The sequence below is a fragment of the Ligilactobacillus ubinensis genome (genome assembly GCF_024160875.1).
In the GTDB taxonomy this organism is placed as follows: domain Bacteria; phylum Bacillota; class Bacilli; order Lactobacillales; family Lactobacillaceae; genus Ligilactobacillus; species Ligilactobacillus ubinensis.
In genome coordinates this window covers 1-21,225 of record NZ_JAIULA010000005.1, presented here as the reverse complement: position 1 = coordinate 21,225, position 21,225 = coordinate 1, and the positions used below count along the sequence as shown (strand labels likewise).

General features: G+C 34.9%; 17 protein-coding genes. 10 read left to right on the top strand and 7 right to left on the bottom strand.

What is annotated here, in order from left to right; all coding sequences use genetic code 11:
* The first annotated feature begins 46 nt into the window (after positions 1 to 46).
* The 5 genes from LB941_RS03545 (at position 47) to obgE (ending at position 6,398) form a co-directional block, all read left to right on the top strand.
* Positions 47 to 1,039 carry a D-2-hydroxyacid dehydrogenase gene (locus LB941_RS03545; RefSeq protein ID WP_253359538.1) on the top strand — a complete coding sequence of 331 codons (993 nt, stop codon included), beginning with the start codon at positions 47 to 49 and terminating at the stop codon, positions 1,037 to 1,039.
* Positions 1,040 to 1,201: 162 nt separating this feature from the next.
* Positions 1,202 to 1,999, top strand: coding sequence for a 30S ribosomal protein S2 (gene rpsB, locus LB941_RS03540; protein WP_253359536.1), 798 nt, complete (start codon positions 1,202 to 1,204; stop codon positions 1,997 to 1,999).
* A 100-nt stretch (positions 2,000 to 2,099) separates the two neighbouring features.
* The gene (gene tsf / locus LB941_RS03535; protein ID WP_253359534.1) at positions 2,100 to 2,978 is read left to right on the top strand and encodes a translation elongation factor Ts; all 879 of its coding nucleotides are present in this window, start codon (positions 2,100 to 2,102) and stop codon (positions 2,976 to 2,978) included.
* Between the two features lie 219 nt (positions 2,979 to 3,197).
* Complete coding sequence (gene uvrC / locus LB941_RS03530) at positions 3,198 to 4,979, top strand: excinuclease ABC subunit UvrC (protein WP_253359532.1); 1,782 nt, start codon at positions 3,198 to 3,200, stop codon at positions 4,977 to 4,979.
* Positions 4,980 to 5,093: 114 nt separating this feature from the next.
* The gene (gene obgE / locus LB941_RS03525) at positions 5,094 to 6,398 is read left to right on the top strand and encodes a GTPase ObgE (protein WP_253359530.1); all 1,305 of its coding nucleotides are present in this window, start codon (positions 5,094 to 5,096) and stop codon (positions 6,396 to 6,398) included.
* A gap of 436 nt (positions 6,399 to 6,834) precedes the next feature.
* Here obgE and LB941_RS03520 read toward each other — a convergent pair whose 3' ends face one another.
* From LB941_RS03520 to LB941_RS03505, 4 genes are all read right to left on the bottom strand, one after another.
* Positions 6,835 to 6,993 carry a FeoB-associated Cys-rich membrane protein gene (locus LB941_RS03520; RefSeq protein WP_253359528.1) on the bottom strand — a complete coding sequence of 53 codons (159 nt, stop codon included), beginning with the start codon at positions 6,991 to 6,993 and terminating at the stop codon, positions 6,835 to 6,837.
* A 13-nt stretch (positions 6,994 to 7,006) separates the two neighbouring features.
* Positions 7,007 to 9,115, bottom strand: a complete 2,109-nt coding sequence (gene feoB / locus LB941_RS03515) for a ferrous iron transport protein B (RefSeq protein WP_253359526.1) — start codon at positions 9,113 to 9,115, stop codon at positions 7,007 to 7,009.
* A complete protein-coding gene (locus tag LB941_RS03510) occupies positions 9,115 to 9,597 on the bottom strand; it encodes a FeoA family protein (protein WP_253359524.1) in 483 nt (160 codons plus the stop codon). Before LB941_RS03510 ends, feoB begins: the two co-directional genes overlap by 1 nt.
* Positions 9,598 to 9,930: 333 nt before the next feature.
* The gene (locus tag LB941_RS03505) at positions 9,931 to 10,599 is read right to left on the bottom strand and encodes a histidine phosphatase family protein (RefSeq protein ID WP_253359522.1); all 669 of its coding nucleotides are present in this window, start codon (positions 10,597 to 10,599) and stop codon (positions 9,931 to 9,933) included.
* Between the two features lie 201 nt (positions 10,600 to 10,800).
* On the opposite strand from LB941_RS03505, the gene hrcA reads away from it, so the two are divergent.
* The 5 genes from hrcA (at position 10,801) to lepA (ending at position 17,655) form a co-directional block, all read left to right on the top strand.
* The gene (gene hrcA, locus LB941_RS03500; RefSeq protein WP_253359519.1) at positions 10,801 to 11,832 is read left to right on the top strand and encodes a heat-inducible transcriptional repressor HrcA; all 1,032 of its coding nucleotides are present in this window, start codon (positions 10,801 to 10,803) and stop codon (positions 11,830 to 11,832) included.
* A 17-nt stretch (positions 11,833 to 11,849) separates the two neighbouring features.
* Positions 11,850 to 12,452 carry a nucleotide exchange factor GrpE gene (gene grpE / locus LB941_RS03495; protein WP_253359517.1) on the top strand — a complete coding sequence of 201 codons (603 nt, stop codon included), beginning with the start codon at positions 11,850 to 11,852 and terminating at the stop codon, positions 12,450 to 12,452.
* Positions 12,453 to 12,488: 36 nt separating this feature from the next.
* Positions 12,489 to 14,333 carry a molecular chaperone DnaK gene (gene dnaK, locus LB941_RS03490; protein WP_253359515.1) on the top strand — a complete coding sequence of 615 codons (1,845 nt, stop codon included), beginning with the start codon at positions 12,489 to 12,491 and terminating at the stop codon, positions 14,331 to 14,333.
* Positions 14,334 to 14,497: 164 nt separating this feature from the next.
* Positions 14,498 to 15,637 (top strand): molecular chaperone DnaJ, encoded by a 1,140-nt coding sequence (gene dnaJ, locus LB941_RS03485; protein WP_253359513.1) that lies wholly within the window; start codon positions 14,498 to 14,500, stop codon positions 15,635 to 15,637.
* Positions 15,638 to 15,819: 182 nt separating this feature from the next.
* Positions 15,820 to 17,655, top strand: a complete 1,836-nt coding sequence (lepA, locus tag LB941_RS03480) for a translation elongation factor 4 (protein ID WP_253359511.1) — start codon at positions 15,820 to 15,822, stop codon at positions 17,653 to 17,655.
* Between the two features lie 325 nt (positions 17,656 to 17,980).
* On the opposite strand, the gene LB941_RS03475 is transcribed toward lepA, so the two are convergent.
* The 3 genes from LB941_RS03475 to LB941_RS03465 form a co-directional block, all read right to left on the bottom strand.
* Positions 17,981 to 18,865 carry a hypothetical protein gene (locus LB941_RS03475; protein ID WP_253359510.1) on the bottom strand — a complete coding sequence of 295 codons (885 nt, stop codon included), beginning with the start codon at positions 18,863 to 18,865 and terminating at the stop codon, positions 17,981 to 17,983.
* Between the two features lie 19 nt (positions 18,866 to 18,884).
* Positions 18,885 to 20,324: a C69 family dipeptidase gene (locus tag LB941_RS03470; protein ID WP_253359509.1), complete on the bottom strand. Its 1,440-nt coding sequence runs from the start codon at positions 20,322 to 20,324 to the stop codon at positions 18,885 to 18,887.
* A gap of 307 nt (positions 20,325 to 20,631) precedes the next feature.
* Positions 20,632 to 21,225, bottom strand: a 594-nt coding sequence (locus LB941_RS03465; RefSeq protein WP_253359508.1) for a UPF0236 family transposase-like protein, incomplete at its 5' end; no start/stop codon positions are given.

Below are 21,225 nucleotides of genomic sequence, written 5' to 3'. Positions count from 1 at the left end.
ACACCGTATAATATAGAAATTATAATAACATTGGAGGAATATAAAGATGAAGTTTATTGCATTTAATGTTCGTGAAGATGAACGCGTGTATTTTGAAGAATGGTCAAAGGTTAACAATATTAAGGTGGATTTACATACTGAAGAGATTACCTCTGACAATTTAAATTCTTTTAATGGCTATGATGCGGTAATCGGATTACAAACAGGCAAGTACCCAGCTGGATTCTTTGAAAAAATGAAAGAGTTTGGGATTCGCGATTTTTCGATTAGAAATGTTGGTGTTGATAACGTTGACTTGCAAAGTGCAAAAGACAATGAAGTCACTGTAACAAATGTTCCTGCATATTCGCCAAATGCTATTGCTGAATTTGCAATCACACAATTAATGCAGATGCTTCGACAAACAAGAGTATTTAGACGTAAGTTTGCAAAACAGGATTATCGTTGGGCACCATACATCAGCAAAGAATTACGAGCTTTAACAGTTGGTGTTATTGGCACTGGTAGAATTGGCAGAGCTGCTATTGATATCTTGAAGGGTTTTGGAGCAAAAATAGTTGCATATGATCCATACCATAATCCACAGCTTGAAGAAGAAGGCGTTTATGTAGATACTCTGGATGAATTATATCAAGTATCGGATGCAATAACATTACACATGCCTGCAACTGAACAAGATAGACATATTATAGATGCAAAGGCTATTGCTAAGATGAAAGATGGTGTCTATATAGTTAATACAGCTCGTGGTATTCTAATAGATACGACAGCTTTAATTGCTGCTTTGAAGAGTGGGAAAATTGCTGGTGCGGCGCTTGATACGTATGAAAATGAAACTCCAATTTTCAATCGCAACCTTCAGGGAAGAGAATTGCAAGACAAGACTTTTAAAGAGCTAATTAGTCTAGATAATGCGCTAGTCACACCGCATATTGCATTTTACACGGAAACAGCAGTTGAAAATATGGTTATTATTTCATTAGATAGTGCCAAAAGTGTGGTTGAAACAGGAACAGCAGCAACAGTTGTAAAATATTAAAAAAACTTGCATTTTAGTAAAGATTAGTATATGATATTACAGGTGTCATATTAGACACAATTCACACCTTATGCAATAGATAGAATAGTGCTTAGTTAAGTTTTCTATCAGCTGAACATAAGGGAGGAAAATAAAAACTATTATATTTGGAGGTAAATTGTAATGGCAGTTATTACCATGAAACAATTACTTGAAGCTGGTGTCCATTTTGGTCATCAAACACGTCGTTGGAACCCTAAGATGAAGAAATACATTTTTACAGAACGTAATGGTATTTATATCATCGACTTACAAAAAACCGTAAAACTAATCGATACAGCGTATGATTTTGTAAAAAATGCAGCTGCAGATGATGGAGTTGTGCTTTTTGTTGGTACAAAGAAGCAAGCTCAAGATGCTATTGCTGAAGAAGCAAAGCGTGCAGGTCAATATTATGTTAATCATCGTTGGTTAGGCGGGACTTTGACTAACTGGAATACAATTCAAAAACGTATTAAGCGTTTGAAAGAAATCAAGACAATGCAAGAAGATGGTACTTTTGATCGTCTTCCTAAAAAAGAAGTTGCTTTATTAATGAAACAACGTGACCGTCTTGAAAAATTCCTTGGCGGTATTGAAGATATGCCTCGTATTCCTGATGTATTGTTCATCGTTGATCCACGTAAGGAACGTATTGCTGTTAAAGAAGCACAGAAATTAAATATTCCTATTGTGGCTATGGTTGATACAAATGCAGATCCTGATGAAATCGATGTTAAGATTCCATCAAATGATGATGCTATTCGTGCGGTACGTTTGATTACTGCTAAAATGGCTGATGCTGTTATTGAAGGTCATCAAGGTGAAGATCAAGCTCCTGTTTCAGAAGAATCATTCTCTAATGACGATTCTGAAAAAGTTGAATCGATTGAAGATATCGTTGAAGCAGTTGAAGGCGACAACGTTAAAGATGCTGAATAGTTAATAAAATTAGGCTGTCACAAGAGTTGGGCATTTGAAGCCTAAATCATGGGACAGTCTTTTTAATTAGAGATAGATAAATAAGGAGGTTATTTGGGTTATGGCAAAGATTACTGCTGCTCAAGTAAAAGAATTGCGTGACAAAACAGGTGTTGGTATGATGGATGCTAAGAAAGCTTTAGTTGCAACTGAAGGCGATATGGCAAAGGCTGTCGATTTCTTGCGTGAAAAAGGGATGGCAAAAGCTGCTAAGAAGAGTGATCGCGTTGCTGCAGAAGGTTTAGCAAATGTTGAGGTTAACAATAACACAGCTGCTATTGTTGAAGTTAATGCTGAAACTGATTTTGTAGCACAAAATGATCAATTTAAGGCTTTAGTTAAACATATAGCTGCTATTATCGCTGCAAACAAACCTGCTGATGTGGCTGCTGCTTTAGCAATCAAAACAGATAAAGGAACAGTTAACGAAGAAATTATTGAAGCAACACAAGTTATTGGCGAAAAGATTACTTTGCGTCGCTTTACTGTAGTTGAAAAAAATGATAATGAAAACTTTGGTGCATATTTGCATATGGGCGGAAAAATTGCTTCTTTGGTAGTCGTTGATGGTGCTGATGAAGCTACAGCAAAGGATGTTGCAATGCATGTTGCAGCTATTAATCCTAAATATGTAAATAGAAACGATGTACCAGCTGAAGAATTAGCACATGAACGTGAAGTTCTAACAGTTGAAGCTAAAAATGAAGGCAAACCTGAAAAGATTATTGAAAAAATGGTTGAAGGACGTTTGAATAAATTCTTGGCTGAAATTTCATTAGATGATCAAGAATTTGTTAAAGATCCAGATCAAACAGTTGCTAAATTCGTAGCTTCAAAAGATGGTAAGGTTAAATCATTTATTCGCTATGAAGTTGGAGAAGGTATTGAAAAGAAAGAAGACAACTTTGTTGAAGAAGTTATGTCACAAGTTAAGGGCTAATTTCTAAATAAATAGAGTCAATTTAAGACAGGGGCTTGCGTATTGCAGGCTCCTGTTTTCCTTAATTCAACTGCTTATCTTTAGTGAATTTATTCTATGCAATAGAATTATCTATTAGATACTCGTGTAGGTAAAGATAAAAAGTATTGTTAAAGCTGATTTGTGAGTTTTTATAAGGGCTTATGCTATAATTAATATGAATTTTAAGGAGGGGTATAGGTGGCAACGGAGTATATTGAAAATAAGCTAAAGTTATTGCCTGATCTTCCAGGGTGCTATATTATGAAGGATTTAAATAGTCGCATTATCTATGTTGGTAAGGCAAAGAATTTAAAAAATAGAGTGCGTTCATATTTTAAAAGCTCACATGAAGGTAAAACCGCAAAACTAGTAGCTGAGATTCGTGATTTTGAAACAATTATTACGTCTACAGACAAAGAAGCCTTTTTACTTGAAATCACCCTTATTCAAAAGCATAAACCGTATTATAATATTAAACTTAAACGTGGTACAGGATATCCATATATAAAAATCACGAAAGAAAAAGATCCGCAAATAAAGATTGTTAGTCAAATAAAAAAGGATGGTGGCTACTATTTTGGCCCGTATCCAAACGTTTATGCTGCAACAGAAACAATGCAATTAATTCAAAAAGCATATCCTTTAAGAAGGTGCACAGGTTATCAAAAAAGACCATGCTTATACTATCATATGGGTCAATGTTTAGGTGCTTGTTTTAAAGAAGTTCCACAGAGTATGTATGAAGTACAGATAAAAAAGATTAAGGCATTTTTAAACGGAAATGTGGGGCCGATTAAGAGAAGTTTATATAAGAAAATGGAAGAAGCTGCTGCCAATTTGGAATTTGAACGGGCAGCCGAATTGCGCGATCAAATTCATTATGTTGAAGTAACAGTTGAAAAACAGAAGATTATTTCTAATGATAATACTCCAAGGGATTTGTTTGCTTATTATATGGATAAGGGATGGTTGTCAATTCAGGTTTTTTCAATTCGACAAGCAAGATTGATGAAAAGAGAAAAACGGCTTTTTCCTTGCATTGACACGCCAGAATCAGAAATGACTTCATTTATTTTACAATTTTATAATCAAAAAAACAGACTATTACCACGCGAAATTCTAGTACCATCTCAATTAGATAAGAGCATCTTAGGGGATATTTTTGATATTCCAGTTAAAACACCACAGCGGGGAAAGAAATTAGAATTACTTAATTTAGCACAAAAGAATGCTCAATTAGTTTTAGAAGAAAAATTTAGATTGTTAGAATTAGATGAAAGAAAAACTTCTGGAGCAGTTGAAGAAATTATGAGTGCACTTAAAATTGTTAGTGGACATCGAATTGAAGCTTTTGATCATTCACATATTCAAGGAACAGATCTGGTTTCGGCTATGGTTTGTTATGTTGACGGTCGCCCACAAAAGGATGAATATCGTAAATACAAGTTAAAAAATGTTGATCACGCGGATGAGGCGGCAAGTACACGTGAAGTTATTTTTCGACGATATAGTAGATTGTTGAAAGAAAAACAACAGTTACCTGATTTGATTTTAATGGATGGTGCTGAAATTCAAATTGAGGCAGCTAAAGATGTTCTAAACAATCAATTGGGAATAGATATTCCGATTGCAGGAATGGTAAAGAATTCCAAGCATAAAACAGCAGATTTGATGACTGAGAAATATCAGAAAATAAATCTTGATCCTAAAAGTGAAGGATTCTATCTTTTACAACGCATTCAAGATGAAGTTCATCGTTTTGCTATTACATTTCATAGACAGGTGCATTCTAGAAATTCATTAGCATCAAGACTTGAAATGATCTCAGGTGTTGGCCCGAAAACACGAGTTAAGCTTTTACGTAATTATACATCATTGAAAAAAATCAGTGAGGCACCCATAGAAAAATTAGAAGAGCTTGGAATATCGGCTAAAGTAGCTAAAACAATCAAGTTATCATTGAAGAGCAAGGATATTTAAGAATGTTTTTGACCTACTATAGTTGAGATGCTATATTGAAAAGTAGGATAATTTTTTATTTTAAAAAAGATGAACGGATAAAATAGAATAGTTAAGTTTAGAAAGGATAAATAAATGTTTGTAGATCAAGTTAAAATTAAAGTTAAAGCCGGTAAAGGTGGCGACGGGATGGTTGCTTTTAGAAGGGAAAAGTATGTTCCAAATGGTGGCCCTTCAGGTGGCGACGGTGGAAAAGGTGGAAGTGTTATCCTAAAAGTTGATGAAGGTTTAAGGACATTGATGGACTTTCGTTATCATCGAATTTTTAAAGCTAACGCTGGTCAAAATGGAATGATTAAAGGAATGTATGGACGTGGGGCAACAGATACATATATTGCGGTCCCTGAGGGAACAACAGTTACAGATAGTGACACTGGCGAAGTTCTAGGTGATTTAGTTAAAGCAAATGACGAGTTAGTCGTTGCTAAAGGTGGTCGTGGTGGACGAGGAAATATTCATTTTGCAAGTGCCAAAAACCCGGCACCAGAAATAGCTGAAAATGGAGAACCTGGGATAGAACGCAATCTGAGACTTGAATTGAAAGTGCTCGCTGATGTAGGACTCGTAGGTTTTCCTTCAGTAGGTAAATCAACTTTACTATCGGTTGTTACAAGTGCCAAGCCCAAAATTGCTGAATATCATTTTACAACACTTGTTCCTAATTTAGGAATGGTAAGATTAGAAGATGGCAGAGACTATGTTATGGCTGATTTACCAGGTCTAATTGAAGGAGCTTCAAATGGAGTAGGCCTAGGAATTCAATTTTTGCGACATGTAGAAAGAACACGCGTTATTTTACATTTAATTGATATGTCTGGTGTTGAAGGACGTAAGCCTTATGATGACTTTTTAAAAATCAATGCAGAATTAGAAACCTACGATCCAGATTTATTAAAACGTCCACAAATTGTTGTTGCTAGCAAAATGGACATGCCAGAGGCTACTAACAATCTAAAGGAATTTAAAAAGAGCTTAGCTGCTGATAAAACGTTTAAAGTTACACCAGAAATTCTAGAAATATCATCTATCACACATCAGGGATTAAAAGAGCTTGTAGAGCGTACAGCTGATATATTGGATGCGACACCGAAGTTTGAGATGCAAGCAGATAAGCAAGAAACACAAAAGGATTACACGTACGAATCCAAGACTAAAAATACAGACTTTGAAATTACGCGTGATTCAGAAGCTAATTGGATTCTTTCAGGGGAAAGGTTAGAGAAATTGTTCTTGATGACTAATTTGGATCATGAAGAAAGTATGATGCGCTTTGCCCGTCAGCTTCGAGGTATGGGAGTAGATGATGCTTTACGTGAACGTGGAGCTAAGAGCGGTGATATAGTTCATATTGGTAACTTTACATTTGAATTTGTTGAATAAGTGTAAAGCTAATTGTTTTTTAAAATAGTGATTTATAAGAGCGGACGACGAACTCTTATAGATCACTATTTTTATGCTAGAATAATTTTTTTCATTTAATTTGGAAAATGTAAAAGGAAGTAATGGATTGGAGATATTTAAGAAAGCTCATAAGTAGCCAGTAATGACTAGCATTTCAGCAGTATTTATTAGAAAAGAGTGAAAAAAATAGTTTAAAACAAATTTAACGGCATAAAAAAATAATGTATATTTTAAAAAATAGATTATGGTATTAAGTGTAATTAGCTGTTTTTTTGTGTATGCTTTAGCGTCAGATATTCAGAAATAAAAAAGAGTTTGGATTTTGCTCCAAACTCTTAGAGAATACTATAAACAAACTGGTTAATTAAATAATTAGCATTTTTCACTTTGTATAAAAGTATCATGCTAGGATATTTTATTTAGTATTTTGCCGATTGAGTTTATGCGGATCGACTAAAGGACAGCCAATATCATCACAATCATGACAACCGCCTGATTTTTTTATAAAACGTTTATAGAAAACAAAGCCAACATAACCAAAGATTAAAAACGCCAAAATAACAGTTGCAACCATAATATAATCCTCCTTAAGCTAAAGTGCTTTTACTTTTAGATGCGATAGAACCTTTTTTAATAAACAGACCCCAGACAATAATATATAGACCTAAAACGGCTAAAATAACGTTTATAGAAGTGAACTGATTAGTAAAAATAAGTGACCATTGATTAATTAGCATAGCAACTAAATAGGCAAAACCAGTTTGATAACCAACTGCACGCAAAGTCCACTTAATATCTCCAAATTCCTTATACATTGTTCCAATAGCAGCAAAACAGGGTGCACATAGTAAATTGAACGCTAAGAAACAATAACCCGCAACAGAAGTATAGGTTGCTAATAAATCACGTGAAAATGCAGCGCTTGAATTACTACCAAAAGCAATTCTCAAAGTATCAACACAATTTTCCTTAGCAATTAGGCCAGCTATAACGGCAACACAGGCGCGCCAATCTCCAAATCCAAGCGGAGCAAATATTGGAGATAAAATAGCCCCTATATAACGTAAAATACTGTCGCTTTGATTACTTACCATCTGTAAACGGAAGTTAAAGCTAGACAAAAACCAAATGGCAACACAAGACATGAAGATGATGGTGCCAGCTTTTTGAACAAAGGCCTTGCTACGACTCCAAACATAATGAATGATATTATTTAAAATAGGTAGGTGGTAGGCAGGTAGTTCCATTATAAAAGGAGCTGTTGGCCCTGAAAATAGCTGTGTTTTTTTCAAGAAAATACCAGAAATAATAACAGCGAGCATTCCTAAAAAGTAAGCAGAAGGTGCAACCCATGCTTGATGAGGAAAGAAAGTACCAGCAATTAAAGCGATGACAGTAAGTTTAGCCGAACATGGCATAAACGTAGTCAGCATAATCGTCATTTTACGGTCATTTTCAGCTTCAATGGTACGTGTAGCCATAATACCTGGAACACCACAGCCAGTTGAAATTAGCATGGGGATAAAAGATTTACCAGATAAGTTGAAGCGGTGAAAAATCCTATCCATTACAAAAGCAATTCGCGCCATATAGCCACAATCTTCCAACATACCAAGGCATAAAAATAACATCATAATTTGCGGAACAAAACCTAAAACGGAACCAACACCAGCAATAATACCATCAATAATTAAACTTTTAAGCCAAGGAGCAACATGCCATATTGTTAACAGATATGTTGCACTATCGGGAACCCATTTACCAAAAAGAACGTCATTAACCCAATCGGATCCAATGGTTCCAATGGTTTGAATTGAAAGATAATAGACAATCCACATAACTAAAGCGAAAATTGGAAGAGCAAGCCAACGATTGGTAACGATTAAATCAATTTTATCGCTAAAACTCATTTTAGCATCATCGTTATTAATAACACACATATCAACAATTTTTGCAATATAGTCATAACGTGCATTGACAATGATGCTATCACTATTATCACTAAATATTTTTTCTGCAGTTGTAATCGTTTGCTCAATTTCTTCTTGCTTAGCTGGATTTAATTCAAGAGCTTGCATAACATCTTCATCACGTTCAAACAATTTGATAGCATACCAACGCTCTTCATTTTCAGGAACTTCGGTATGTAGAGTTGCTTGAATCATTGTTAGGGCGGATTCAATGCGCTCATCATATTGCGGATAAGGATAATTCTCTTGATTATCTAACATATGATTTGTTAACTTATCTAAATTTTCGTGCTTTAAAGCACTAATCCCTATCACTGGGACTTGCAACATATAAGAAAGTTTTTTTAAATTTATTTTTTTACCACTTTTTTTGAGTAAATCGAGCATATTAAGCGAAATAATTATGGGATTGCCAGTTTCCATCAGTTGTAACGTTAAATAAAGATTGCGTTCAATATTCATACTATCAACAATATTTACAATTAAGTCAGGCTGTTGTTCTAATAGATATCTGCGCGCCACAACTTCTTCAAGGGTATATGGAGATAGTGAGTATATACCAGGTAAATCAACAATACTTATATCACGATGATTTCTAAGTTGGCCTTCTTTTTTTTCAACAGTAACACCAGGCCAATTACCAACGTACTGACTAGAACCGGTCAATGCATTAAACAAGGTTGTTTTTCCACTATTAGGATTACCAGCTAAAGTAACAACTGCCATTACATATTCACCTCCTGGACTAAAATATATTGTGCTTCAAAATTACGGATACTTAATTTATAACCACGTAAAATTAATTCTAAAGGATCACCTAAAGGCGCTACTTGCTGAATAGTAACAAGTGTATTGCGGGTTAATCCCATGTCCATTAAGCGTTTACGAACATTTTTATCACCAAGTATTTTTACTACGATACATGGTGTTTTTAAAGACATTTCTGATAGTGGTTTAAGTTGTGTTTCATCATCCAGCTGATTGACGGAACTGACCTCAATACAAGTTGCCATAGGTGCACTAACAGCCAGTCGTTGCCCCTGAAACACGACAACCAATCCACTTTCTGAACGGTTTCCAGATAAAACAGATATAATACGACCTTTGATCATGCCTATTTCAGCTAAGCGTCGAGTTAGAGCTTTTTCACCAGTAATTGAGGTAATTATATATTTTCCCTTGTTAGTTACATGTGCTAGAGTTTGCATAGCCTCATTCCTTTATGCTTTTCTTAGAATAATTTAATCTAATATCAAAGTAGCACAATAAAAAGAGCAAAGCAATTATAAATATAAAACATTGTGCAAAACATTAGCTTAACAACAAGCTTCTGGCGAGGAAATTTTAATTTTTAAAAAAGAGTGTAAAAAAGCTTTAATTCATAGGAAAGAATAGTGTTAGAACAATAAAGGAATAAAAATAAAAAGCCATTAAACTTATGGCTCTTGAAAATAAATTTATAAGTAGGATTGTAATGCAACTTATGTCTGGATAAAAAACATGTATATATAATGAAAGAGTTGGTTGTAGTAGAAGTTCAATTAATATTCTTCAGTGTCTAAATAATGGTTATAATATACAACTTTAACATCATTAGAAGACAGCTCTAATTTAGTGACAGCCCCATTACGTGGTCCAGTTTGATAGGCACCTAGTTCTGGAGCAAAATGATCAACAATACTGCGTGTAGTTATGCTATGTGTAACAAGCAAAATATTTTGATTATCTGTGCAATGGTTACGTAAATAAGCAAAACCATTAGTTAAACGTTCCCAGTAGTCATTATCTGTTTCAGCTTTTTTAAACGGATCAGCAGTGTTTAAAAAATCACGTGTTTGGGCAAAAGAATATTTTTGTAAGATTTCATCATATGTTTTTGTTCCGTGATTAGCTCCGGCAATTAGCCAAGTTTGATTAGCATCAGCTGCTTCAAAATAACCAAAACCTTGTTCACGAAAATATGGTAAAGGAATCGGTGTTATTTTTTTTGAACTAAGATTGTTATCCAAAATAATTTGACTAGTACGACGAGTTCGGATTGTATTAGTGTGGTAAACTACATCGAAATTTATTTTTTGTAAATGTTGACTGGCAATTTGTGCATCTTGAATACCTTTTTTTGTTAAAGGTGAGTCACACCAGCCTTGCAAGCGATTATAGAGATTTAGAATTGTTTGTCCATGTCGAACCATATAAAGTTTAATTGTCATATAAAAAGTCCTTGTTTAATTTTAGTATATAATAGTATATTAACATGATTATCAATAAATGAAAAAAGATTTAGCACTAAAGTAGGTATTCTGCTAAAAATAAGTTAAAAGCCTTGACCTTAGTAGCAAACTCGTGTATATTAATAATTGTTCTTAGCACTTAACCCATTTGAGTGCTAAGAAGAAATAGAGGTGATTGTAATGTTGACAGAACGACAACTGCTGATTTTAGAAGCTATCATTCGTGACTATACGGATATCGGGCAACCAATTGGTTCAAAAGCATTACAACAGCAATTACCTATTCATGTAAGTTCGGCAACAATTCGTAATGAGATGGCATTCTTGGAACGACAAGGATACATTACTAAGGAACACTCAAGTTCTGGACGAATTCCTTCTATAAAAGGTTATCGTTACTACGTAGACAATATTGTTAAACCTACAAAACTGGATAAACAATCTTTAGGGAGTATTCGACATTCATTTGACAGTGAATTTTTGAAGGTTGATGAGATTGTAGAGATATCTGCACGTATTCTTTCTGATTTGACTAGTTATACAGCAATAATGCTTAAACCAGAGTCTACGGATTTACGTTTGGAAGGATTTCGAATGGTCCCGATTGGAAACCAGCAAGTCATGGTTATTTTAGTAGCTAGTGATGGTACGGTAGAAAGTCAAATTTTTACTATTCCACAGGGAATTAGTGGGGATGAGTTAGAGTTAGTAATTAGAGTCATCAATGACCAAGTAGTAGGATTGCCGCTTAATCAAGTAATAACTAAGTTGCATACAGCATTGCCAATTTTAACACAATATCTAAAGCATCCAAATGGATTCCTAGATATTTTTGGTAGTGTTTTGGACAAAGCTGTGCGTGAGCAGGTATATGTTGGAGGCAGAATGAATCTGTTGAATTTTGCTCAAAGTAATAACGTAGAACAATTAAAATCTTTATCTGCTTTACTTAATCATGTACCCAATATAGACGAACTTATTGATGCCAATAAAGATGTTTCAGTTAGGTTTGGATATGAACTGACCGATAAAGTGTTAGCAAACTATAGTTTGATTTCTGCAACTTATGACGATGGTCATAATGGAGAAGGGCTGATTGCAATATTAGGTCCAACTAATATGCCATACGCTAAGATGCTCGGTTTGCTTGGTGCATTTCGTAAAGAGTTAACAGCGCGACTTATTGATTATTACCATAATTTTGAAGGTTAAAGAAAAGGGGTGGAGAAGTGGCTGAAAAAGAAGATATTAAACAAACGGAGCAAGAGCAAGATAGAGCTACGGTTGAAAAAGAAGATGTAAAAGAAAAGTCAGAATCAACACAAGAAGCGCAAACAGATGCTGACTTATCCAAAGAAGATAGTTTGGATTTAGAAATGCAAGAAAAAGTCAAAGATTTACAAAGTAAACTTGATTCTATGGAAGATAAATATCTTCGTGCTGAAGCGGAAATGGCTAATATGCACACGCGGTTTAAAAAAGAACAGGCACAGCTTCTTAAATATGCTGGACAAGATTTAGCAAAAGCAATCTTACCAGCAATTGATAATTTAACTCGAGCTTTAGAAATTGAAGTTGATGATAAAGCATCGCAACAATTAAAACATGGTGTTGAGATGGTTGCACAAAATGTTGAAACAGCATTAAAAGAGAATCAAGTTACAAAAATAGCAGCGTTAGGGAAAAAATTTGATCCTACGCTACATCAAGCTGTTCAAACTGTACCTGTTGAAGAAGGACAGACAGCTGAAACTATAGTCAAAGTATTTCAAGATGGTTATATGTTCAAAGATCGTGTACTGCGACCGGCAATGGTTGTTGTAGCACAATAAAAAATATAAAATATTAATTAAAGAGGTTGAATTTAAATGGCTAAGATTATTGGTATTGACCTTGGAACAACTAACTCAGCAGTTGCTGTTCTAGAAGGTAAAGAATCGAAAATTATTGCAAATCCAGAAGGAAATCGTACAACACCATCAGTTGTTTCGTTTAAAGATGGAGAAACACAAGTTGGTGAAGTTGCTAAACGTCAAGCAATTACAAATCCAGATACTATTTCATCTATTAAACGTCATATGGGTGAACCAAATTATAAAGTTGAAATTGCTGGAAAAGCATACACACCGCAAGAAATTTCAGCTATGATTTTACAATATATTAAAGACTATGCAGAAAGTTACTTAGGCGAAGACGTAACTCAAGCAGTTATTACAGTACCTGCATATTTTAATGATTCACAACGTCAAGCTACAAAAGATGCCGGTAAAATTGCTGGGTTGAAAGTGGAAAGAATTGTGAATGAACCTACAGCTGCTGCATTAGCTTATGGTCTAGATAAGACAGACAAAGATGAAAAAATCTTGGTTTTTGACCTTGGTGGTGGTACGTTTGATGTTTCTATCCTTGAATTAGGTGATGGAGTATTTGAAGTTCTTTCAACAAATGGTGATACACATCTTGGTGGTGATGATTTTGATAAAGCTATTATGGATTGGTTAGTATCAAACTTCAAAGCAGAAAATGGAATTGATTTGTCTGCTGATAAGATGGCAATGCAACGACTAAAGGATGCTGCTGAAAAAGCTAAGAAAGATGTTTCTTCTGCTACACAAGCACAAATTTCATTACCATTTATAACAGCTGGCGCAAATGGCCCATTACACTTAGAAACAACTTTGACACGGGCACAATTTAATCAATTAACAGAAAGTTTAGTTGAACGCACAAAGATTCCTGTACGTAATGCACTAAGAGATGCAGGATTAAGTAACACAGATATTGATGAAGTTATTTTAGTTGGTGGTTCAACTAGAATTCCTGCTGTTCAAGAAGCTGTTGAAGCAGAAACAAATCACAAACCTAACCAATCTGTTAACCCAGATGAAGCAGTTGCTTTAGGTGCTGCTATCCAGGGTGGTGTTATTACAGGTGACGTTAAAGACGTTGTTTTACTTGATGTTACACCATTATCACTTGGTATTGAGACAATGGGCGGGGTTTTCACTAAGTTAATTGACCGTAATACGACAATTCCTACTTCAAAATCACAAGTATTTTCTACCGCAGCTGATAATCAACCTGCTGTTGATATTCATGTTTTACAAGGTGAACGTCCAATGGCTGCTGACAATAAGACTTTAGGTCGTTTCCAGTTAACAGATATTCCTGCTGCACCTCGTGGAATCCCACAGATTGAAGTTAAATTTGATATCGATAAGAATGGTATTGTTAATGTTTCTGCAAAAGACTTGGGTACTAATAAAGAACAGAAGATTACCATTAAGAGTTCATCTGGCTTATCCGATGATGAAATTGACCGGATGGTTAAAGAAGCTAAAGAAAACGAAGAGACAGATAAGAAGCGTAAAGAAGAAGTTGATTTGCGTAATGAGGTAGATCAATTAATTTTCCAAACTGATAAGACATTAAAAGAACTTGATGGTAAAGTTTCTGAAGAAGAAGTTACTAAAGTCAAGGATGCAAAAGAAGCACTTAAGAAGGCTCAAGAAGATAACAATATTGAGGACATGAAAGTTAAGAAAGATGAATTAACAAAAATTGTTCAAGATGTATCTGTTAAATTGTACCAACAAGCCCAAGAAGCGCAACAAGCACAACAAGCTGATGGTCAAGCAACTGATGCAACAGAGAATAAAGACGATAACACAGTCGATGGCGACTTCAAAGAAGTAGACCCTGACAAAAAATAATTAATTATATAATTAAATCGGGGGACCGGTGGCAAAACCAGAAGTGTTTCGTCCCGGTCCTTTCTTTGCAAAAAATTTTAGGCAGATAAGAAGGTCTTTTTATTCCTGTCTAAGTATGGTACGCTAATTAGTATAATTATTAAGAGAATTCTTGGAGGAAAAAGATGGCTGAACAAAGAGATCCATATGATGTTTTGGGTGTTTCTGAAGATGCTTCTGCAGATGAAATAAAAAAAGCATATCGGAAACTTTCTAAGAAATATCATCCTGATTTAAATAAAGATCCAGGTGCAGAAGAAAAGTTTAAAGAAATAAGTGAAGCTTATGAAACATTGAGCAATCCTCAAAAAAAGGCACAGTATGACCAATATGGATTTGGTGGTAATCAACAAGGTTTTGGTGGCGGCTTTAGTAATGGTGGGTTTGACTTTGGCGGTGGCGGTGGTTTTGAAGATATTTTTAACTCTTTCTTTGGCGGTGGTGGTACTACCGATCATTCAAGAACAGCTCCACGACAAGGTCGTGATTTACAATATGAAATGAATTTAACATTTGAAGAAGCTATATTTGGTAAGAAAACAAGTATTCAGTATACACGAGAAGCACAATGTAAAAAGTGCCATGGAACGGGAGCTAAAGAAGGCACAGCACCTGTTACTTGCCATAAATGTGGTGGTCGTGGCTTTATTCAAGTCCAACGGCAGACACCGCTTGGACGTATGATGACACAACAAGAATGTGATGTTTGTCATGGAACCGGAAAAGAAATTAAAGAAAAATGTACTGTTTGTCATGGTAGTGGTCATATAAGTGAAAATCATGAAATTCAAGTAACGATTCCTGCCGGAGTTGAAGATGGAAATCAAATGCGTTTACAAGGACAAGGTGAAGCTGGTAAAAACAGTGGACCATATGGCGATTTATTCATTATTTTCAGAGTTGCGAAAAGTGATCGCTTTGAAAGAGATGGAGCGGAAATTTACTTCACTATGCCAATAAGTTTTGTTCAAGCTGCACTAGGTGATAATATAAAAGTACCAACTGTTCATGGTGATGTAGAAATGAAGGTACCTGCAGGAACACAAACAGGAACAACATTCCGATTACGTGAAAAAGGTGCTCCTCGTTTGCGTGGTGGTGGCAACGGTGATGAAAAAGTAACCGTAGAAATTGTTACACCTAAAAATATGACTAAAGAACAAAAAGACATACTACACAAATTTGCTGAAGTCTCTGGTGAAGATCCAACAGGGGACAATAGCATATTTGAAAAATGGCGTAAAAAGCAACGTAAAAAGAAATAAAGTATGCATATAGACTGAACTTCCAAAGGAGAAAATTGACAATTTTGGAGGTTCAGTTTAGCATTATCTTGGATAGATTTACTTTTAAAATACTAAGTTAAAATTTTTGAACATAGTTACTCTAATTAGAGAGTAGACAACTAATATTTTTTGAACAATATAGAAAGTAGGAAGGAATCTTCATGGATTTAAAACAGATGAAGGAGCGTCAGAAGCATATTCGTAATTTTTCAATAGTGGCGCATATTGATCACGGCAAATCTACATTGGCAGATAGAATCTTAGAAATGACAGATACGGTTTCAAAACGTGAGATGCAAGATCAATTACTAGATTCCATGGATCTGGAACGTGAACGAGGAATTACAATTAAATTAAATGCTGTTGAATTGCATTATCATGCTAAAGATGGTGAAACCTATATTTTTCATTTAATTGATACACCGGGGCATGTTGATTTTTCTTATGAGGTTTCACGTTCATTAGCTGCTTGCGAAGGTGCAGTGTTAGTAGTAGATGCAGCACAAGGTGTAGAGGCGCAGACATTAGCAAATGTTTATCTGGCAATTGATGATAATTTAGAAATAGTACCTGTTATAAATAAAATAGATTTACCCTCAGCACAACCAGAGGTAGTTCGTCAAGAAATTGAAGATATGATTGGTATTGATGCTTCAGAAGCTGTCTTAGCAAGTGCTAAGGTGGGACTTGGAATTGAGGAAATGCTAGAACAAATTGTGTATAATATTCCAGCACCTACAGGAGATTTAAATGCACCTTTAAAAGCCTTAATTTTTGATTCTGTTTATGATGATTACCGTGGTGTTGTACTAAGTATTCGGGTTGTAGAAGGAACTGTTAAAACCGGTGACAGAATCAGACTAATGAACAGCAACACTGAATATGAAGTTGTTGAGGTTGGAGTCAATTCGCCTAAGCCATTAAAACGTGATTTTTTAATGGCAGGTGATGTTGGATATTTAACAGCATCTATTAAAGATATTCAAGATACAAGAGTTGGTGACACTGTTACGAGCGCCACAAATCCAACTGCTAAACCATTAGAAGGTTACCGTGAAATGCATCCAATGGTTTATTCAGGGCTTTATCCAACAGATAATGCAAAATATAATGATTTGCGTGAAGCATTAGAAAAATTACAGTTAAATGATGCTGCGTTAGAATTTGAACCAGAAACATCGCAGGCGTTAGGTTTTGGTTTTAGAGCTGGTTTTCTAGGAATGTTGCATATGGATGTAGTTCAAGAAAGACTTGAGCGCGAATTTAATATGGATTTAATTACAACAGCACCTTCTGTTACGTATGATGTTGAGCTTACAGATGGTGCGCATAGAGTGGTTGATAATCCATCAGAAATGCCAGAAGCATCTGGTATTAAAGAAATTAATGAACCATTTGTTAAAGCAACTGTTATGGTACCTAATGATTATGTGGGGCCGGTTATGGAGTTGTGTCAGCGAAAACGAGGAATTTTTGTTACGATGGATTATTTAGATGATTATCGGGTTAATGTTATCTATGATATACCACTATCTGAAATCATTTTTGATTTTTTTGATCGATTAAAGTCAAGCACCAAGGGATACGCATCACTGGACTATGAAATAATTGAGAATAGGCCTAGTGATTTAGTTAAAATTGATATTTTACTAAATAGTAGCAAGGTTGATGCACTAAGCTTTATAGCGCATCGTGATTTTGCGCAAGAACGAGCACGAACAATCGTTGTTCGTTTAAAGAATGTAATTCCGCGGCAGAACTTTGAAATTCCAATTCAAGCAGCAATAGGTGCAAAGATTATTGCACGAACTAATATTAAGGCTTATCGTAAAGATGTAACGGCCAAGATTCATACGGGTGATCCTGATCGACGTGCCAAACTGCTTGATAAACAAAAACGCGGGAAAAAGCGCATGAAATCGGTTGGAACAGTAGATGTTCCGCAAGATGCATTTATGGCTGTTTTAAAAACAGATGAAGAGTACAATAAGAAGTAATTAGATGATATTGCAAAAGGCTAATTATGAGTAAGAATAGTCGGTAACTTTAAAGTTATTTTAGATAATATTGCCAATTAGTTGGGTCTGTTATCTGAAATAGTTTTTTTAATTATTATAAAAAATAGAGTGATTAAAAAGGATCAGTAATAATAGCGGTAATCCCAAATTAGCGCAACTAGCTATCTTTTGTGTATATTTTTACACAAAAATAGTATTTAAAGAAAAAACAAATAGGAACTGTATTATATTGTGATTCTTTTATCTCAATATGATACAGTTCCTATTTGTTTATAACTAGAATTCATAAGTTTATGTCAATATACTATAAAAGTTTTAGTGCTTTGGCATTAATAATCTTTGCAAATTCTGCCCATTCCTGATTGGAAATAGTTGATAAAAGCGGAGGTAATTCATAGTAGTATTCATAATAATTTGTTACTTTAACTTTATCCGAAAAATATAGTTTTTGCCCAGAAACTATAGAATCTGTATTTTTTAAATCAGCATAAGGAGAAAATGATTGTAGAAAGTTCTTCCAATAGTCGGGCCAAACAATATGATAGTTACTTTTTAGAGCGATGTCATTAAAAGATAATAGTAGTTCAGGATTCCAAGGACTAAATCTAACATAAGCTAATTCATGAGGTTGTATCTTATTAATGAATGAACTAAATTCTTTGTGATTATCAAGTTCAGTAAAGTGATGTAAATTATCTACTGGATTTAACAAAGATGAATCAACAATTAGCAAATCTAAATGGATTTGACTCCATTTTTTTTTCCATTTTTTTATACGCTTTTTATGTTTGCCATGGGGATCAAAAATAGGTGCATAACCTATTTTTGTTTGTTGATCTTGGATTAAAACGACAATAGAACCGTAAAGACTGTCGTCGCTGTTTTCAGCAGTAAGATGTATATTTCCAAGTGTAACGGCATACGAGCAAGGTAAAATTTTAAAACTCAAAGTAAACTTTTTATAAGCAAAAAAACGTTGCAGTTTTTGCAGTAAAAAAAGTAAGTCTAAACTTAAGAGAACGGTTGTATTTGAAGAAAGTGATTCTAAAACATCAAATAACGATGGATAAAGATGGGTAATTAGGATTAATTTGCCATCTAATTCATTAGCATAATGCGTCGGATCACAGTAAAGATGTGTAGCATCAGATTGGAATAAAAGATAGCCATTTGTTTTTGTTAGTTGCACTTGTACTCATCATCCTTTATTAAAGATTGGCATCTGTTTTGAAGTTCAATGGTGAAAGATCAGTTGCGCTTGTTATAAGCTGAGCGGCCAATTTTTTAAATTCAGTCAACCCAAGTTCTTGCAGTTCAATAGAGTTTTTTGTTAAATATTCTTCAAGTTCTTTGCCTGAAAAAGAATTTTGGATAGCCTTTTGATCAATAAGATGGATATGTTGCTTGAATTTAGTAGTCAGTTCATCTTGAAGGTCTTTAAGAATAGGACCAAATAACGGATAATGAGCATCTACTAAAATTCCAACATGTTTATATGTCCAGTAAGCAGAATCAGGGGAGTAGGTTTCATTACCTAACTTGTATGCTGAATGAACATCACTTGCTCCTGCATAGAAAGGAACAAAGATACTCTGTGCAGGTACACCTAAGGCGAGCCACTGAATTCCTGATAATGCGGGCGGTAAATTCGGACGTAGTTGCAATACGTGTGATTCTTGAGTTTTGGCTAAACTTATCGGCCGAAATTTATGTTTTAGCGTTGCATCACCTTGTCCAATGGGATCATAAGGCGTTTTTTGAAAATGCGAGCTGAGAACGTAGGTTAAATCATCTATTCCTAATTTGCGATCTGGTTTTAAAGTAAAGGCTAAGTTTTCGTCCATAGGTACTTGTTCTTTGGAAGGAGTTAAAAATTTTTGCCCATACCAGACTCGCGGAGTATTATATATTTCATCAAAAAGAGTATGCGTTCCAAAAATATCTCGAAAGATAAAATTACTTTCTAAGGCAGGATTTAAATGATTTTTCTGAACAAATTGTTGAATATTAGGTGACGCTAGAAAATTCGCAGAATCATTAAAATCAATTTTTTGAATAGATAATTGATTAGCAACGACCGCATAGCAATCATCTGGTATTCTTTGGGCAACCCAATGATGACCACTACCTATTTCCATATACCAGACTTCATTGTTATCGGCAAATAAAATTCCATTTGCTTCGCTTGCGCCATGCTTAGTTACAATCTCACCAAGACGTTTTACACCGGCTTTTGCAGTAGATACATAAGGTAAAACGACAGTTAACATGGCCTCCTCACTTATACCATCTTTAACTAAAGGATCATAACTTAATACGTTAGAATTAGCATAGGCACTTTCTGTTGCGCTCATTGCTACTCCATATTCATTAATACCATTTTCTTCTAATAAACCAAATTCATCTGTCCATTCAGGAGTTGCAGTATATTTATAACGAATTGAAGGTAAACTAATTTTAAACCCATTACTTTTAGAAACAAAACTTTGTGTTGCTTTAAATTCCTTATGAGAATGAACACACATATGTTTAGGCCAGGCACTTTTAAAGTCTTCATTGCGGCCAATAAAAGTTGAACCATCAAGAGTAGCTTTTTTTCCTACAAGAATGCTTGTACAAGCTGAGAGTCGTTGTTTTACTATGTTCATATAGATCCTCCTAATTAAAGTTAATCCACTTAATTTTAGCACATTTTTAAGTAACATTAGTAGGATGAAAGAAAATACGATAGTGTCAACTTTGTGTGGGTAAATTTTTAGAGAGCCTGTTTCGCTGCTTTTTGTAATTGCGATCTTTATTTTTATTCAGCTTCTATGCTTGAATTATTTTATATTTTCATTGAAATCACGTCAAGAGCCGCTGACGCTCCTTCTCTTGACATGATCCCAATGAAAACAAGGAATTAGTTGACAAGCACATTAGCCGCCTACTAAGCTTAAAATTGACATCTTTGAACTACCAACCAACCTGTAGGCTATGTTGCCACAAACTCCGCTGTCCCCGCAGGTGACCACTGAATGCAACTTGTGCTTGTTCATAATACTTATTTTTAATGTTTTTTCTGACATTCAGCCGTCGATCGAATCGGATAATTTTTTCCTGCTTGCACGTTTTTTGCTGTTCCATCTGTAAGAAATTGGTGATATTGCCACCATTTAGTTGGAAGATTAGTGTCCGTGCGACACTTTGCGCACCAACCAAACTCCAACCTTGCGGACGCGAACTCAAACGCCGTGACAGATAGTGGCTGATATGACCTTCAGCTGAACAGCCATGATAGTCCTCTAAGCGGTTTTCGCGGATTGCTACGGCATTGTTGGTCAAATATTTAGCGGCCTGTTTCAAGCTTTGGCATTGGCTAACAGTTACTATTGGGTCACTAAAACGGACCTTAAAGTAATCCTGGATAAAGTTGGTTTTTCCAGCTAAAGCCCAATGATATAAAGTCCGATCCAGACCGGCAATTCCTACGGAAGCTTTTTTACAATATTTACGTAAGTGAAAACGATCTAAGATGAAGGTGCACTGTGGAATAAAGTCGACTCCACA